This is a genomic window from Nitrospira tepida (assembly GCF_947241125.1).
Lineage (GTDB): Bacteria > Nitrospirota > Nitrospiria > Nitrospirales > Nitrospiraceae > Nitrospira_G > Nitrospira_G tepida.
In genome coordinates this window covers 464,716-479,561 of sequence record NZ_OX365700.1, presented here as the reverse complement: position 1 = coordinate 479,561, position 14,846 = coordinate 464,716, and the positions used below count along the sequence as shown (strand labels likewise).

Sequence of the window (14,846 nt, the reverse complement as noted above, 5' to 3'; positions counted from 1 at the left end):
GATTTAATAGGCTTTCCCTGATCAAACCGAGGGTCTCGAAATGGGCCGGCTAAATGACTCGATCCAGCACCGCTTCGATCTCGCGCCGGCCTGGCATCGATTCCTGGGCGCCGCGCTTCGTCACCGCCAGGGCGCCGGCCGCCGAGGCAAACCGCAAGGCACGGTCGAGGGACCGGCCTTCCGCCAATGCAGCGGCGAGTGCACCGTTGAACGCATCGCCGGCCGCGGTGGAATCCACAGGCGTGGCCTTGAACGGAAGGATCGCCTTCATTCCTGCCGCGTTTGTCCAGAGGGCGCCCTGCTCGCCCAGCGTCACCACGACCTCGCGCACCCCTCGCGCCAGCAGATCGCGCGCCGCCGCTTCTCTAACAGCCTGACCGGTCAGTACAGTCGCTTCCGTTTCATTGGGAGTCACGATATCAACCAGTTTGAGGAGCCGGTCCGGCAGCGATTGGGCAGGGGCGGGATTCAGGATCGTGGTCATGCCCTTGGCCTTGGCGAGGGTCAGCGCCTGCGTCACAGCGGCCAACGGGACCTCCAATTGAACCAACAGGACCTTCGCCTCCTCGAACGCCAAGGCGTGCTCGCGAATCTCCTCGGCGGTCAGCAGCCGATTGCTGCCGGGCGCCACGGCGATCATGTTGCGCCCGTGGGTATCGACCACGATCAACGCCACGCCGGTCGGCGCGCGCCGGTCCTGACGCAGGCCAACCGCGGGAATTCCCTGTTCGACGAGATGCCGTGCGATCACCTCCCCGTTGGCGTCCGCGCCAACTTTGGTCACGAACAGCACATCCGCGCCAGCCCGGCGCGCCGCGACGGCCTGGTTAGCCCCCTTGCCGCCGAACGATTGATAGAACTCGCCGCCCGACACCGTTTCTCCGACGACCGGCAAACGGTCGAGCCTGACGGTCAAGTCGAGATTGGATGACCCGATCACGAGGACGTTCGGCATAGTCGTTCCGTGATGAGGCGGCGGGCCCGATCGGCCTGCACGCGCAGGGCCACCTGAACGTTCGGACGGTTCTGGTGTTCGCGCCGCAACCTGCGCCGATCGGCGAGCGTGGCTCCCAGAGCGACAGGCCCCTCAGTTTCCACGGCCACGTGCAACGGGACAAGCTGAACCAGCGCCGGGTCGATCGCGACCGCCACAGCCAGGGGATCATGAAACGGAAATACCGCCGCCCCCTCGACGCGATCGGCAAAATCCAACGCGGCCCCCGTGGCATCGGCGAAAAATTGTCCGACCGGATCACGGGCGCGGGCGGTCAGTTTCGTGATGGCCTCGCGCGACACCGTCACCTTCGTGGTCACATCCAGAGGAATCAATGTCAGCGGCAGATCGGCTTGCAACACCTGCTCAGCCGCATGAGGATCGACGTACACATTGAACTCCGCCGCGCGCGTCACGTTGCCGGGGACGGCGATGGCGCCGGCCATAGCAATGATGGATCGAAATCCCTTCGCGACGATCGCAGGCCGTTGGAGCGCCTGCGCCAGATTGGTGAGCGGTCCCAGGGTTATGAGCGTGAGGTTTGGTCCATGCGTCCGCATGCACCGTTCCCAGGTCTCAACGGCGGAAGGGAGCCTGCCAGGCACGACTGGGCGCGGGTAGCGGGGCTGCCCGCTCTGATTCGTGAACTGGTCCAGATCCCCCAATCCATCAGCGCCGTGCACGTGCGTCGCAGTCTCCAGCGGACGGCGTAGCGGAGCGGCCGCTCCTTGGCCGATCAACAGACCGCGCGGTGGATCGACCAGGCTCAGGATACGGAAGAGGTTCTCGGTCGCCTGTCCGACCGGCACGTTGCCGCAGATCGTCGTGATCCCGACCACATCAAGTTCCGGCGACCGAAGCGCCAAGAGGATCGCCAGTGCGTCATCCACGCCCGGGTCCGTATCCAGTATCACCTTTCTTCGTCGAGCAGTCGGCATGGTGGGAGCCTGCCACTATACTGCGACGGTTCAGAAAGAGCCACGCTCAGGCTGGGGCGAGTGCAGTCCTAGCACAGGACCTCGACTTCCCTGATTTCCCACGCTACCGGTTCTATGCTATGTTCCTGACGGTTTATACCTGGGCTGAACAAGGAGATGACGGATGGGTTTGCTGGACGGAAAGAAGGGCTTGATCATCGGCGTGGCGAACAAACACAGCATCGCCTGGGCCATCGCCCAATCGGCGGCCGGGCAGGGCGCGCACCTGCTGTTCAACTACCAGAACGACCGGCTCAAGGAGAATGTCGAGGAACTCGCCGCATCCATGCCGGGCGCGAAGGCCTTCCCCTGCGACGTCGGAGACGATGCCCAGATCGAGGCGCTGATGCAGCAGGTGCAGAAGGAGTTCGGCCGGCTCGACTTCCTGGTCCACTCGGTCGCCTTTGCCCCGCGCGAAGAGCTGACGGGGCAGTTCGTCAATACGACCAGGAAGGGGTTCGCCACCGCGCTCGACGTGAGCGCCTATTCGCTCGTCGCCGTCACCAGGGCGGCTGTGCCGCTGATGACGGAAGGGGGCTCGGTGGTCACGCTCACCTATCTCGGCGCCGAACGGGTGGTCCCGCACTATAACGTCATGGGCGTCGCCAAGGCCGCGCTGGAGGCGACCGTCCGCTATCTCGCGCACGATCTCGGGCCGAAGAACATCCGCGTCAACGCCGTTTCAGCCGGTCCGATCAAAACCCTAGCCGCCCGCGGCGTCTCCGGCATCAGCAAGATGGTCGATCACCACAAAGACTTTGCTCCGCTGCGCCGCGCGACCGAACAGGGCGAGGTGGGCGACACCGCGCTGTTCCTGATCAGCCCACTCGGCCGAGGCATCACCGGCGAAGTGATCTACGTGGACGGCGGGTACCATATCCTGGGATCGCTGGTGTCTTCGGAGTAGCGTCATTCGTCAAACCTCACTCGTCAAACAACTGCCACCCGAACTTCATGCCCTTCTCACGCTTGACCACTGACGGATGACGATTGTCGTCCCCCTAGTCGTCAATCCGTCCCCTGAGCGCCTTCAGCCGCCCCCGCTTGGTCTTGCTTTCCAACCGCCGTTGTTTCGAGGCCTTGGTCGGTTTCGTCGCCTTGCGCTTCTTGCGCGGGACCGCGACGAGCTGAATCAGCTCACGGAGCCGATCGAGCGCATCGGCTCGATTCTGCTCCTGGCTCCGCGACTGCTGGGCCTTGATGGTGATCACGCCACCCTGCGTTATGCGATGGTCCCGCAGCTTCAGGAGTTCCTCCTTATAGAAGGGAGGGAGCGAGGAGGCGGCGATGTCGAACCGCAGATGAATCGCCGTCGAGACCTTGTTGACGTGCTGCCCGCCCGCCCCCTGCGACCGCACGGCATGGATCTCGATCTCGTGATCAGGAATGGCGACGTGGGAGGAGATGTAGAGCATGGGATCTCACGAAGTCTCAACACGAATCGGCGATTCTCTCAGACGGATCACTCCCGGCCAACCCAGTACAGGGGGCGCCGTTTCAGATTCATCACCGCCAGCACGCGTATGGTGTCTTTTTTCAGGGAGTACAAGAGCGCGTAGGGAAACCGACGAAGGAGCCGGCGTCGAACTCCCCCACGAACAACTTGGCCTGATTCAGGAAATGCGAGAAGGTTTCTCGTGCAGTCTTCAACCTCGTCAAGAAACGCAGCGCCTAGTCCTGGGCTTTCCACGTCGTAGAAGAGCGCAGCATCGATCAGTTCGCGTCGGGCAAGGCGATGAAAGGAGATTTGCTCCATTCACCGCAGCTTGGCTCTCGCGTCCCGGAGGGCCTCCTCGGCGGAAGAACTGCCGCCGGGATGTGTATCCATCTCCTCATCCCGCCGTTGGGCTTCTTCGGCCCATAGCTTGGCGTTTTCGTCTTCGGAGAGCTGCTCCAGACTTTCCAGCAGCTTGCCGGCTAACCGCGCCCGTTCCTTTGGGTCTAATTTGAGGGCTTCCGCCTCAAGTTTTTCCAGGCTCATAACGCAAATCTTACCCCAAGAGGGATCAGAAAGACATCTTCAGCACCCACGAGCAATTTGTACAGTGCTGGGAACGGAGTCGTCCAAATCGCCGTCGCCACCTTGTTGACGTGCTGGCGCCCTTCCCCTGCGACTGAACGGCATGGATCTCGATCTCGTGATCAGGAATGGCGACGTGGGAGGAGATGTTCAGCATTGAGACTATATAGATCGCGCTGAGCTGTCATAATCCAGAGCCAGATAACGATCGACGTAACCGACCGCCGGAGCGCGGGCACCAGCAAGCGCAGCTTGCTGGCTGTCCGGCTAACCGAATAGTTAGCGTTTTCCAAAGACCTCATCCATCACCGAGAAGAAGGTGACGTCACGAGGCTTGTTGAGATTATCTATCATGGCTTGTATGTCAATATCCCCGGGCATGTATTCGCTGATCTTGAGGCGTTTCCTCGTCGCAGCCTCTTCAAACACGGGCTCTCCGCCCTTCACTTTCCAGCCAGGGTCAATAGATTCGATCTCGCGAATGAGGGCAGGGGTGACATTTTCTCCGTCAGACATGAAATGCTCTGGACCGAGCTTGATGGTCTGGTGTTTATGGTTGAAATTGAGGTAAAGGCTCCAAGGTTCGACGGGCTTTCCACCATCCGCAAAATATGCCATAACGTAACCAACGATTCGGAGCGCTGAGTTTTCGTGCATGGCATATGCTAACTGGTTTCCCATGACGATGTAGAGACTCCATCGATAACCAAACAACTTGTTCAGAAGACCCATTGTTGCTCACTAAAAATTAAGGTTCACAATGTGAAGCGCGCGCCTCTCTTGCGCGCCTCCCTCTCGATTGCGGAGTTAGCTCGCAACTCCTTTATTGGTATCACCCGATAACCCCCCGAGCTTCTACTTGTGATTGGGAAGCGCCCAGCGACATATATCCCGGCAAAAGGCGTGTAGACCGGGGGAGCCTTTTCAGCGAGCAGACGAGCAAGGTCCTCTGCCGAAGTAACGCCAGGAGGAACGACCACCAGGAGTATGCAATTTGAGCCGTAGCGATTTTTCGATTTGTCGGTGACACGTCGATGAATAGCCTCCGCAAGACATTTGTCGGGATTCACCCCGGTCCAACCCGAGGGTGCCCCTTCGGCCGCCCGAGCGTTCTCCCAAAGGAAAGTTGCATGCGCACTGTCGTAGTAACCCGCCGTCACTTCGATAAATAGTTCAGAATCACTGAATGAATAGACCAAGTCAGGGGCCTCTCCGGCGCGCCGAGAAAAGGCATAATACGCGTCCAACTGCGCATTCAGCCATTCGATAAACGTGTCCCCGTTTGCTCTCTCAAATTGCTTCTGTACAGTATCCATTTTGTTGCCAGTTAACCATTTGAATCTGCTGCGGCCTCCCCGTGCAACATAGTACAACAGCCTCAGCACTCAATTGGAAGGCAAGTCTACTTGCATATCCAACACGTATTCAAGATTTTGTCCGCGCATCGCCCACCGGGACAGCTTCGCGTTAACTGAATGTCAAGCGCGATCTTTCTATAATAGGGGAGCGCCTCAGTTCGGCTTCACGCCTTGCATCCATGTCATTATTGACATATATTCTGCCTCGATGAGCCCGACCGACAAGCCCCTGGTTTGGTTGCACGGGGAGGTGAAGAGCCCACCGTTGTCGGCAGCAGCCAGGCTCGAAGCCGGTATCTTGCTGCGCCGCCTGCAATGAGGAGAGGCACCGAGCATGCCCCACTCACGGCCGATGCCCATCGTCGGCCTGCGTTGTCATGAACTGCGAATACCCGACGAGACAGCGACGTGGCGCATTATGTACCGCGTAGATTCCGATGCCATTGTGATCGCAGAAGTCTTCTCCAAGAAGACACAAGCGACTCCTCATCAGGTCATTGAGACATGTCGGCGTCGGTTGCGTGCCTATGATGAGGCTGCGAACAAGGAGGAGTGACCATGGACAAGGCCAAACAGAAACGACTTGAGGCGCGAGGGTGGCGGGTGGGAACAGCCGAAAATTTCCTCGGGCTCAGTCCAGAGGAAGCCGCATTGGTCGAGATGAAGGTGAATCTAAGCCAGGCTCTCCGTGCGCGTCGCGAGGCTCACGGGCTCTCGCAACTGGCCTTGGCCAAGCGGCTCCAATCGAGTCAATCGCGTATTGCCAAGATGGAAGCGGCAGATCGGACCGTTTCCATTGACTTGCTGGTACGCGGGTTGGTGGTGCTCGGCGCAAGACCGCGAGACATCGCCAGAGCCCTTGGGCAGAAGAGCGGCGCTGCGGCCTAATTCGCTATTGTTGGATTGGAGGGATCTGATCGCTCAAATAGGACCAGAGTGGCCGGGTTTTCGATTTCAGAACAGCTTCTTGCGGATGTCTGTCTTGGCAGTTTCCCAGTCGATGAAGTGAGCCCGCCCCTCAGCAACCTGCCGGCGGCGTTCATCGAGAATATCTTGGTGCCAGTCAGGCGATTCGATCGCATCAGGAGTTCGCGCGAGGTCTTCCCAAATCGACTCCATCGCCGCGAGCTTCTCCTGAAGCGTCATGTCTTTCAGAGGAAGATTAAATGGCATAGGTGGCAGTATGCCTCAGCACCCAATGGATTCAAACTCTCAGGACCATTGTCCCTTTTTCTGGAAGGGCACCCATGCTGGTCCGATTGCGGCCGTGGAACGAGGCCCTTCTGAGGGCGCGCGTTCCGGGAGCACAGGACCAGTATGGGTGTCCTTCCACTTCTCCTATAGCCGCCGCGAACCTATAGACCTCGGCCACGCTTAAGGGCCTCCGGACCAATACGACTCCACTCTCATTCATACAGTAAGGTCACGGATCGCCCGCAGCACCACCTCCACCTCACCCGGCGTGTTCAGCAGGCTCGGCGCGAGCCGGACATATTGCACCGCATAGGGGCTCACGCTCGCGATGATCTTGTCCTCCTTGAGCTTTTCGACCACCTTCCCCGGCTTCATCCCTTCGATCTCGAAACACACGATCCCCGCGGAGAGATCTTGAGACATCGGCGTATGCAGGGTCACGCGCGGCATTGTGGCCAAGCCCTGCTTCAATTGCTGATTCAGCTCGTAGATCCGTTCCGTCACCTGCGCCTTGCCGATGATCTGATGGAACGTGAAGGCTTCATTCAACGCCCACCGATGTTCGAAGGAATGGAAGCCGCCCGGCGTCATCAACGCGGCCTGATGGATCGCATGTTCGGCAGTCTCCTTCATCCACATGCGATAGGCGGTCGAATCGAACGTGGGGATCGTCGCCTGCGCGAGGGGCCAGGCCTGCGGTTTCCCCCAGACCAAGCCGGTCCCGCGCGGTCCGAACATCCACTTGTGCGTGCCCGCCACGAAGAAATCGCAGCCCAGGTCAGGCAACTTCACGTTCTCCACGCCCAACCCATGCACGCCGTCCACGCACAGCAGGATTCGGTCTTGTTCCGCCCGCGAACGGTTGATCGTCGCCAACGCATCGGCGATCGCGCGAATGGGCAGTTTAAGTCCAGTACTGGAATGGACCCAGGTCACGGCGACATAGCGGGTCTCGGGCCGTACCTCTTTCACGAGTGTCTGAACGATTTCCTCCTGCGTGACTGTCTTGAGATCCTTGTACAGCGGAATCTGCCGGAACGAGGCGCCGGTCCGCTCAGCTCTCAAGCGAAGCGACGTGTCCGTCGAGTAATGGTCGTGGATCGTGGAGAGGATTTCCTGTCCCTGGGACAGCTTGAGCCCCCCATAGAGAAGCCCCAAGCCCATCGTGGTGCTGTCGGTCAAGGCGATATCGGTCGCGCTGACGCCTAAGTAGCCGGCCGCCGCCGCCAGCACCGCCGCTTCCCCGGTTTCCTCACGCTCTGACCAGTAGGTGGCCGGGTCCTCATCCAGCCCCTGCCGGTGGCGCTCGATGGCTTCACGCACCGGCGCGGGATGCGAGGCCAGCAAGAAGCCGGTCATATGGATCTTGCTGCGATCCAGCAAGAACTCGTTGCGCACGGCCGTCCAGTTTTTATAGCCCTCCCGCCGGCGCCTGACCTGCGGCGTTTCGCAGCCGCTCACGGCCGCCTCCATCACCGCCGCGCCGATCAGCAATCCGGTCCGAATCAGAAAGCTGCGACGATCCATTTCACTCTCCTCCCCGCTGAATGGTTCGCAATCCCGGCCGATTCGACTTGTTCGGCGAACCGGCTCATTCGCCGATTCTACCCTTTCGACCGGGCCATGGGGAGACTCTGGAGGCACCATGGCCTGAGAGCACATATCAACTCGAACGACGGCAGAGACTGTCGGTGTGGATTACGTGGTCGCGACCGGCTCGAAGGTTGTGGAGGAGGCCAGTTCGCTCAACAGACGTTCATAGAGATCCGCATCGCTGGCGGGACCGGCTAGAAAAAAGACGATCGCGCGGCCTTCCGGTCCCATGACCGCGCAGGCGCGGCCGACCACGTTGCCATGGAGATAGGAGGCGCGGATGGTCCGGTCGTCTTCTTCGAGCGGACTGGACAGTTGCAGAATGACCTCTCCCCCGAAGTCCTGTGGCTCCGACAGCTTTTGCTTCAGCTCCGCACGGTCGGTGCGGGCCATCAGCGCGACCACTCCCACCCCGGCATGGCGCTCGGAGCCCAGGAGCAAGGCGTCGGATCCGGGCGGCACCCGTCCTTCCCACTCCGATGGAATCACGAACGACCCACCAGTGGCCGGATCGCTCACGCGCACCCCGGCCCGGTACAGTTTGCCCGGCTCCCATTCGGCGACGGTTTCTTCGGCCAGACCCAGGGCGGGCAGGACGGGAATCAACAAGAGCACGAACGCCCGGCAGTGCCGCGTCACGCGTTTACGCAGGAACGAGCCGTTGGCCTGCCCGCTCCCTATTCGCGCGCTCACCGGACTTTGGATCTTCACGACGTCGCGTAACTTTCCATCGGCGGGCAGGTGCAGACCAGATTGCGATCTCCGTAGGCTTCGTCGATACGCCCCACGCTCGGCCAGAACTTGTGCTCGCGCACCCACGGCGCTGGAAACGCCGCCTGCTCGCGGGAGTAGGGATGGGACCAGTCGGCCGCCGTCACCATCCGGGCCGTGTGCGGCGCATTCTTCAAGGGATTGTCGGTCTTCGGCATCCGCCGCTCGATGATGTCCTGAATCTCGCCGCGAATGGCGATCAGCGCCGCGCAGAAACGATCAAGCTCGGCCTTGGCCTCGCTCTCCGTCGGCTCGATCATCAAGGTCCCGGCGACCGGAAACGAAACCGTCGGGGCGTGGAAGCCGTAGTCCATCAGGCGCTTGGCCACATCCATGGCCTCAATACCCGCGCTGTCCTTGAACGGGCGCAGATCCAGGATGAACTCGTGCGCCACCAATCCTTTGGCGCCCGTGTAGAGCACCCGGTAGTGCTTGTCGAGCTTCTTCGCCATGTAGTTCGCGTTGAGGATGGCCACCTGGGTCGCCCGCGTCAATCCCTCGTTGCCCATCATCGCGATGTAGGCATAGGAGATCGGGAGAATGCTCGGGCTGCCGTAGGGAGCTGCTGCTATAGAGCCGATCGCCTGCGCCCCGCCCGTCTTGACGACCGGATGCCCCGGTAGGAACGGCGCAAGGTGCCGCCCGACCGCGATCGGACCCATTCCAGGCCCGCCGCCTCCGTGTGGAATGCAGAAAGTCTTGTGCAGGTTCAGATGGCAGACATCGGCCCCGATGTCGCCCGGCCTGGTGAGGCCGACCATCGCGTTCATGTTGGCACCGTCGAGATACACCTGCCCGCCGTGCGTGTGAACGATCTGGCAGATTCGCCGGATCTCGGCTTCAAATACCCCATGGGTGGAGGGGTAGGTGATCATCAAGGCGGCCAGATCGCCGCGGTGCCGGGCGGCCTTTTCCTCCAGATCCTTCAGGTCGACATTGCCCTGCGTATCACAGGCGACAGGCACGACCGTCATGCCCACCATCGCGGCGCTCGCGGGGTTCGTCCCATGTGCCGACACGGGGATCAAGCAGACCTTGCGATGCCCTTCCCCCTGATGCTGGTGATACGCGCGAATCACCATCAGGCCGGCATACTCCCCTTGAGAGCCGGCATTGGGCTGCAACGACACCGCATCGAACCCCGTGATCTCGGCCAGCCAGTCGGCCAGCCTGGCGCAGAGCTCCTGATAGCCGGCGGTCTGCTCCACCGGGGCGAAGGGATGGAGGCGCGCAAACTCCGGCCAGGTGACTGGCACCATCTCCGTCGTCGCGTTGAGCTTCATCGTGCAGGAACCGAGCGGAATCATCGAGGTGGTCAGCGACAGGTCCTTGGCCTGCAGCCGGTTGAGGTAGCGCAGCATCTCGTGCTCCGCGTGGAACCGGTGGAAGACCTCATGCGTGAGGTAGGCGCTGGTCCTGGCAAAGGAGCCAGGATACGAGACATTCAGCCCGCAGGCCATCTGATCCAGGTTGAAGGGGAGAGGATCCTGGCCGGCGAAGATCGACAGGACCTGGCGCACTTCCTCAATGGTGCTCAGCTCATCCAGCGAAATGCCGACCGACGACTCGTCGATCACGCGCAGGTTGTACCCGCGCGCGCCGGCCCGGGCGATGATCGACGGGACCAGATCAACCCCGCAGGGCACGGAGAGCGTGTCGAAGAACAGCTCGGAGGCGGGAGGCAGGCTCAGGCGCCGCAACCCCTCGGCCAGCAGGCACGCCAACCCATGAACACGCGACGCAATCCGGCGCAATCCCTCCGGTCCGTGATACACCGCGTACATGCCGGCCATGACCGCCAGCAGCACCTGGGCCGTGCAGATGTTGCTCGTGGCCTTCTCGCGGCGGATGTGTTGTTCCCTCGTTTGGAGCGCGAGTCGATAGGCGGGCTTCCCGGCGTGGTCCTTGGAAACCCCGACAATCCGGCCCGGGATCTGCCGACGGTGCTCCTCGCGCGTGGCGAGAAACGCGGCATGCGGGCCGCCGAATCCCATGGGTACTCCGAATCGCTGGCTGGAGCCGACGGCAATGTCGGCTCCCAACTCCCCCGGAGCCTTCAAGAGGGTCAGCGCCAGGAGATCGGTCGCCATAGCAACCAATCCGCCTGCGTGGTGCACCCGCTGAATCAGCGCCGCATGATCGACCACGGAGCCGTCCGTGGCCGGATACTGGAGCAACAGGCCGAGCAGATCGGTCGCCCCGGCAGGAACCTCATCCCCATGCACGACCCGCACCGTCACCCCAAGCGGCGTCGCCCTGGTCTGCACCACGGCAATGGTCTGGGGGTGACAGCCGTCGGACACCAGAAAGGTCGTTCGCTCTTCGCCCTTTTGTCTGGCGATGTTCACGCACATTGCCATCGCTTCGGCGGCGGCGGTGGCTTCGTCCAGCAATGAGGCATTGGCCAGCGGCAGGCCGGTCAGGTCCGCCACCATCGTTTGAAAATTAACCAGCGCCTCCATGCGCCCTTGGGCAATTTCCGCTTGGTAGGGCGTGTACTGGGTATACCAGCCCGGGTTCTCCAGGATGTTCCGCAGGATCACCGTCGGCGTGAGACAGTCGTAATAGCCCATGCCGATCAGCGAGCGCCGGACCTGATTCCGTTTGGCCAGTTGCTGAAGCTCAGCCAAGGCTTCATGTTCGCTCTTTGCCGGCGGCAGGCTCAGCGGCCGGCGATGGCGGATATTGGCAGGCATCGCGGCATCGGCCAGCTCATCGAGGGACCGCAATCCCAGTGTGGCCAGCATCTCTTGAACGTCGGCCTCGCTGGGGGCGATGTGCCGCTGGGCAAATCGATCGGACGGGTCGAGCCACTGTGGTTCGGGCGAGGCCTGATCGGACAATGTGGACATGGAGAGCGCTCCTCTAGCGTGATGGCGGTTGCGGGCTGTCATATTTGTTTACCATAGAGTCTGTTCACAGGAGAAGGGAGAAGCAGAATTCCCTGCTCGGAGCACACCCGGTAACGGACTGAGTCAGGGAAGCACCCCCACAACAAGGCTTGCACCCACCATAGTAATCCGCGATAAGATTCAGACGGGCCTGTCAGCAAGACCGTGCCCCGGCGGCTCCGTCGTTTCAGGAAAGGGTTTCGAAGTGGGTTCGAGCAGCGCCAGGCGATGAAAATCCATGACGTGCTGATCGTGGGCGCGGGCCTTGCGGGCATGAGGGCCGCGCTCGCTGTTCCTCCCGATCTCGATGTCGCCATCATTTCCAAGGTCCATCCGGTCCGCAGCCATTCGGTGGCGGCGCAGGGCGGGATCAACGCCGCGTTGGGAGCGGCCGATTCCTGGGAGGCCCATGCCTTCGACACGGCGAAGGGCGGCGTCTACCTGGGAGACCAGGACGCGATCGAGGTCATGTGCCGGGAGGCGCCGGACGACATCCTGGAGCTGGAACGGCTCGGCGTCATCTTCAGCCGCACCGAGCAGGGGCTCATCGCCCAACGGCCGTTCGGCGGCGCCGGCTTCCCCCGCACCTGCTACGCCGCGGACCGGACCGGCCATGCGCTCCTGCATGTCCTGTACGAGCAGCTCCTCCGCCGGCAGGTGTCCGTCTATGAGGAATGGTACGTCACCTCGTTGGTGACCGACGAGGGCGAATGCCGCGGCGTCGTCGCCTGGGATCTGCTTCACGGCGGCCTGCACGTGATCGGGGCCAAGGCCGTCATCCTGGCCACGGGCGGGAGCGGCCGCATCTTCTACACCAGCACCAACGCGGTCATCAACACCGGCGACGGCATGGCCTTGGCCTATCGCGCCGGCGTGCCGCTCATGGACATGGAGTTCGTCCAGTTCCATCCGACCACGCTCAAGAGCACCGGCATCCTCATCACTGAAGGGGCGCGCGGCGAGGGAGGGTACCTGTTGAACACGCTGGGCGAACGGTTCATGCAACGATATGCGCCGGATCAGATGGAATTGGCCACCCGGTCCACGGTTTCCCTCGCGATCGGGCAGGAGATCCTGGAAGGGCGCGGCGTCGACGGCTGCGTGCTGCTGGACCTTCGCCATCTGGGACGCCAACGGATCCTGGAACGGCTGCCGCAGATCCGGCAACTGTCGCTGGAGTTCGCCGGCATCGACCCGATCGAGAGCCCGATCCCGGTCCAACCGGGCGCGCACTATCAAATGGGCGGGGTGCAGGCCAACGGATGGGGGGAGACTGCCCTGCCCGGGCTGTTCGCCGCGGGCGAATGCGCCTGCGTGAGCGTCCATGGCGCCAACAGGCTGGGCGGCAACTCCCTGCTGGAGACGATCGTGTTCGGCAGGCGGGCCGGTGTCCGGGCCTCGGAGTATGTCCGCGGCAAGGCCCCGCGCACTCCCTCCGACAGGACCTACCAAGCAGACCGGGATCGCATTGCCCGCCTCCATGCCAGCCAAGGCTCGCAACGGGCCTGGCAGCTCCGCGATGAGTTGGGGCGGGTGATGAGCACCAACCTGGGCATCTTTCGCACGAAGGAATCGATGGCGCTCGCGCTGGAACAGGTGCGCCGGTTGCGAGAGCAGGCCCGGCACGTCCGCCTGCACGACCACGGCCAGGTCTTCAATACGGATTTGATCCAGGCGCTCGAGCTTCAATCCTTGGTCGATATCGCGGAGACGATCGTCGCGGGGGGCATGGCGAGAGAGGAAAGCCGCGGCGCCCATTACCGTGCGGATTTTCCCAAGCGGGACGACACGACCTGGCTCACACATACCCTGACGACCTCGACTCCCGAGGGACCACGGCTTTCCTATAGGCCCGTCACGATCACCCGCTTTCCGCCCAAATAATCGGATAACGATCCTCGTTCCGAAACCACGCCATCCAACCGCGTCAAACACCCCTTGCCGCTTCTCCACCGCACGCCGGCCATCACCACAGGTCCGACTTCGCCCTACCGATCCTTGCGCGTCGGGGGGAATCGGCTATCTTTGGGAGATGGACGCGGTGGTTTGTCCTCAGTCCGTCACCTGCCCCTCCTGCCTGAGCTCGCAGGTCATCCCGGATGGCGACGGTACGGACATGGCTGTGGTGGCGTGCGCCACCTGTGACGTCAACCTCGTTCTGGCGCCGGCTCATGCGGCCGGTTCCGTGACCTCATCCGGCCACTCCACCAGCACCAGATCGATTCTGATGGCTGTTCCGGCCGATGCTGGGGCCAGACGGATGGCCATCCTCTCCCTCACGGCCCTCTGCCTGCTCGGCTACGGGGTTTTCGGCACGGCCCTGTTCGCCCTGACGCAAGGCATCAAGCGATCCACGGCCTATCAAACCTCCGTCGCCTTCATTCAAGACCATGAGGTGCTCAGGGACCATTTCGGCACCCCGCTCGAATTCGGGTGGTTCCCCACTTGGCACATGAGGTCTGACGGACGTCAGGGCACAGCCCAATTCGACATTCCGGTCTCTGGACCCCGCGCATCCGGTTCCGTCCTCCTGTCGTTGATCCAGGAGGACGGAGAAGCCTGGCATGTCCGCAAGGCCCAATACCGAGACGAGGCCGGGACGATCCGCCCCCTATGGACCCTTTTCCCCGGCGACGATCTGGCGGAGGCGCAGGTCACCTCGCTGCTGGCGGAACTTGATCAGGCGGCAAACAGCCGGGACGTGGACCGCCTGGTGCGACAGGTGGCGCCGGATGCCCGCCTGACCGTCGTCGTCCAGTTTTCCGGCACCGAGCAGGAACTGACGATGACTCGCGAGCAATACCGGACGAGCCTCCGGCAATCCTTCGCGATGGCGCAGGAGTATCAGTGGACGCGGATGGACACGCACGTGCGGCTCGCCCCGGACGGCAGGACTGCGGTCGCGCGACTCCGGGGAACCGAGTCGATCATGACCGACGGCCGGCGGCTGATGTTCGCCTTGGAGAAAGAATTGACCGTTTCGCTCAAGGGCCCGCAACCGCTGATTGTCTCGATGAAGGCGTTCGAGACCATGGCGCGAGAATAGAT

Annotated in this window: 14 protein-coding genes and 1 pseudogene; 5 read left to right on the top strand and 10 right to left on the bottom strand. The window is 62.1% G+C overall.

Features of this window, described 5'->3' with window-relative positions; translation table 11 throughout:
* Window positions 1-49: 49 nt before the first annotated feature.
* The gene (rbsK, locus tag QWI75_RS02370) at window positions 50-955 is read right to left on the bottom strand and encodes a ribokinase (RefSeq protein ID WP_289267082.1); all 906 of its coding nucleotides are present in this window, start codon (window positions 953-955) and stop codon (window positions 50-52) included.
* Window positions 937-1,884 carry a nucleoside hydrolase gene (locus QWI75_RS02365; protein ID WP_370693540.1) on the bottom strand — a complete coding sequence of 316 codons (948 nt, stop codon included), beginning with the start codon at window positions 1,882-1,884 and terminating at the stop codon, window positions 937-939. Before QWI75_RS02365 ends, rbsK begins: the two co-directional genes overlap by 19 nt.
* 211 nt (window positions 1,885-2,095) lie before the next feature.
* Here QWI75_RS02365 and QWI75_RS02360 point away from each other — a divergent pair, with 211 nt between their 5' ends.
* Window positions 2,096-2,878, top strand: a complete 783-nt coding sequence (locus tag QWI75_RS02360) for an enoyl-ACP reductase FabI (protein WP_289267080.1) — start codon at window positions 2,096-2,098, stop codon at window positions 2,876-2,878.
* Window positions 2,879-2,972: 94 nt separating this feature from the next.
* Here the strand turns inward: QWI75_RS02360 and arfB are convergent, their stop codons facing one another.
* The 4 genes from arfB to QWI75_RS02345 form a co-directional block, all read right to left on the bottom strand.
* A complete protein-coding gene (gene arfB / locus QWI75_RS02355; protein ID WP_289267079.1) occupies window positions 2,973-3,386 on the bottom strand; it encodes an alternative ribosome rescue aminoacyl-tRNA hydrolase ArfB in 414 nt (137 codons plus the stop codon).
* A gap of 47 nt (window positions 3,387-3,433) precedes the next feature.
* Entirely contained in the window at window positions 3,434-3,727 is a 294-nt protein-coding gene (locus tag QWI75_RS22615) for a type II toxin-antitoxin system RelE/ParE family toxin (RefSeq protein WP_370693539.1), read from the bottom strand.
* Window positions 3,728-3,952 (bottom strand): addiction module protein, encoded by a 225-nt coding sequence (locus QWI75_RS02350; RefSeq protein ID WP_289267078.1) that lies wholly within the window; start codon window positions 3,950-3,952, stop codon window positions 3,728-3,730. It lies immediately after the preceding gene.
* 318 nt (window positions 3,953-4,270) lie between these two features.
* Window positions 4,271-4,723 (bottom strand): hypothetical protein, encoded by a 453-nt coding sequence (locus QWI75_RS02345; RefSeq protein WP_289267077.1) that lies wholly within the window; start codon window positions 4,721-4,723, stop codon window positions 4,271-4,273.
* Window positions 4,724-5,557: 834 nt separating this feature from the next.
* Here QWI75_RS02345 and QWI75_RS22610 point away from each other — a divergent pair.
* Together QWI75_RS22610 and QWI75_RS02340 are read left to right on the top strand one after the other, a co-directional pair.
* A pseudogene (locus QWI75_RS22610) lies at window positions 5,558-5,905 on the top strand (type II toxin-antitoxin system RelE/ParE family toxin).
* 2 nt (window positions 5,906-5,907) lie between these two features.
* Window positions 5,908-6,237 (top strand): helix-turn-helix transcriptional regulator, encoded by a 330-nt coding sequence (locus QWI75_RS02340; RefSeq protein WP_289267076.1) that lies wholly within the window; start codon window positions 5,908-5,910, stop codon window positions 6,235-6,237.
* 66 nt (window positions 6,238-6,303) lie between these two features.
* On the opposite strand, the gene QWI75_RS02335 is transcribed toward QWI75_RS02340, so the two are convergent.
* The 4 genes from QWI75_RS02335 to gcvP form a co-directional block, all read right to left on the bottom strand.
* Window positions 6,304-6,495: an addiction module protein gene (locus tag QWI75_RS02335; RefSeq protein WP_289267075.1), complete on the bottom strand. Its 192-nt coding sequence runs from the start codon at window positions 6,493-6,495 to the stop codon at window positions 6,304-6,306.
* 264 nt (window positions 6,496-6,759) lie between these two features.
* Window positions 6,760-8,070 (bottom strand): aminotransferase class V-fold PLP-dependent enzyme, encoded by a 1,311-nt coding sequence (locus QWI75_RS02330; RefSeq protein ID WP_289267074.1) that lies wholly within the window; start codon window positions 8,068-8,070, stop codon window positions 6,760-6,762.
* A 171-nt stretch (window positions 8,071-8,241) separates the two neighbouring features.
* Window positions 8,242-8,847, bottom strand: a complete 606-nt coding sequence (locus tag QWI75_RS02325; RefSeq protein WP_289267073.1) for a hypothetical protein — start codon at window positions 8,845-8,847, stop codon at window positions 8,242-8,244.
* A complete protein-coding gene (gcvP, locus tag QWI75_RS02320) occupies window positions 8,844-11,759 on the bottom strand; it encodes an aminomethyl-transferring glycine dehydrogenase (protein ID WP_289267072.1) in 2,916 nt (971 codons plus the stop codon). Before gcvP ends, QWI75_RS02325 begins: the two co-directional genes overlap by 4 nt.
* Window positions 11,760-12,026: 267 nt before the next feature.
* Between gcvP and QWI75_RS02315 the strand changes: the two genes are divergently transcribed.
* Window positions 12,027-13,682, top strand: coding sequence for an FAD-binding protein (locus tag QWI75_RS02315; protein WP_289267071.1), 1,656 nt, complete (start codon window positions 12,027-12,029; stop codon window positions 13,680-13,682).
* A gap of 232 nt (window positions 13,683-13,914) precedes the next feature.
* Window positions 13,915-14,844: a cytochrome c oxidase assembly factor Coa1 family protein gene (locus QWI75_RS02310; protein ID WP_289267070.1), complete on the top strand. Its 930-nt coding sequence runs from the start codon at window positions 13,915-13,917 to the stop codon at window positions 14,842-14,844.
* Window positions 14,845-14,846 lie beyond the last annotated feature (2 nt).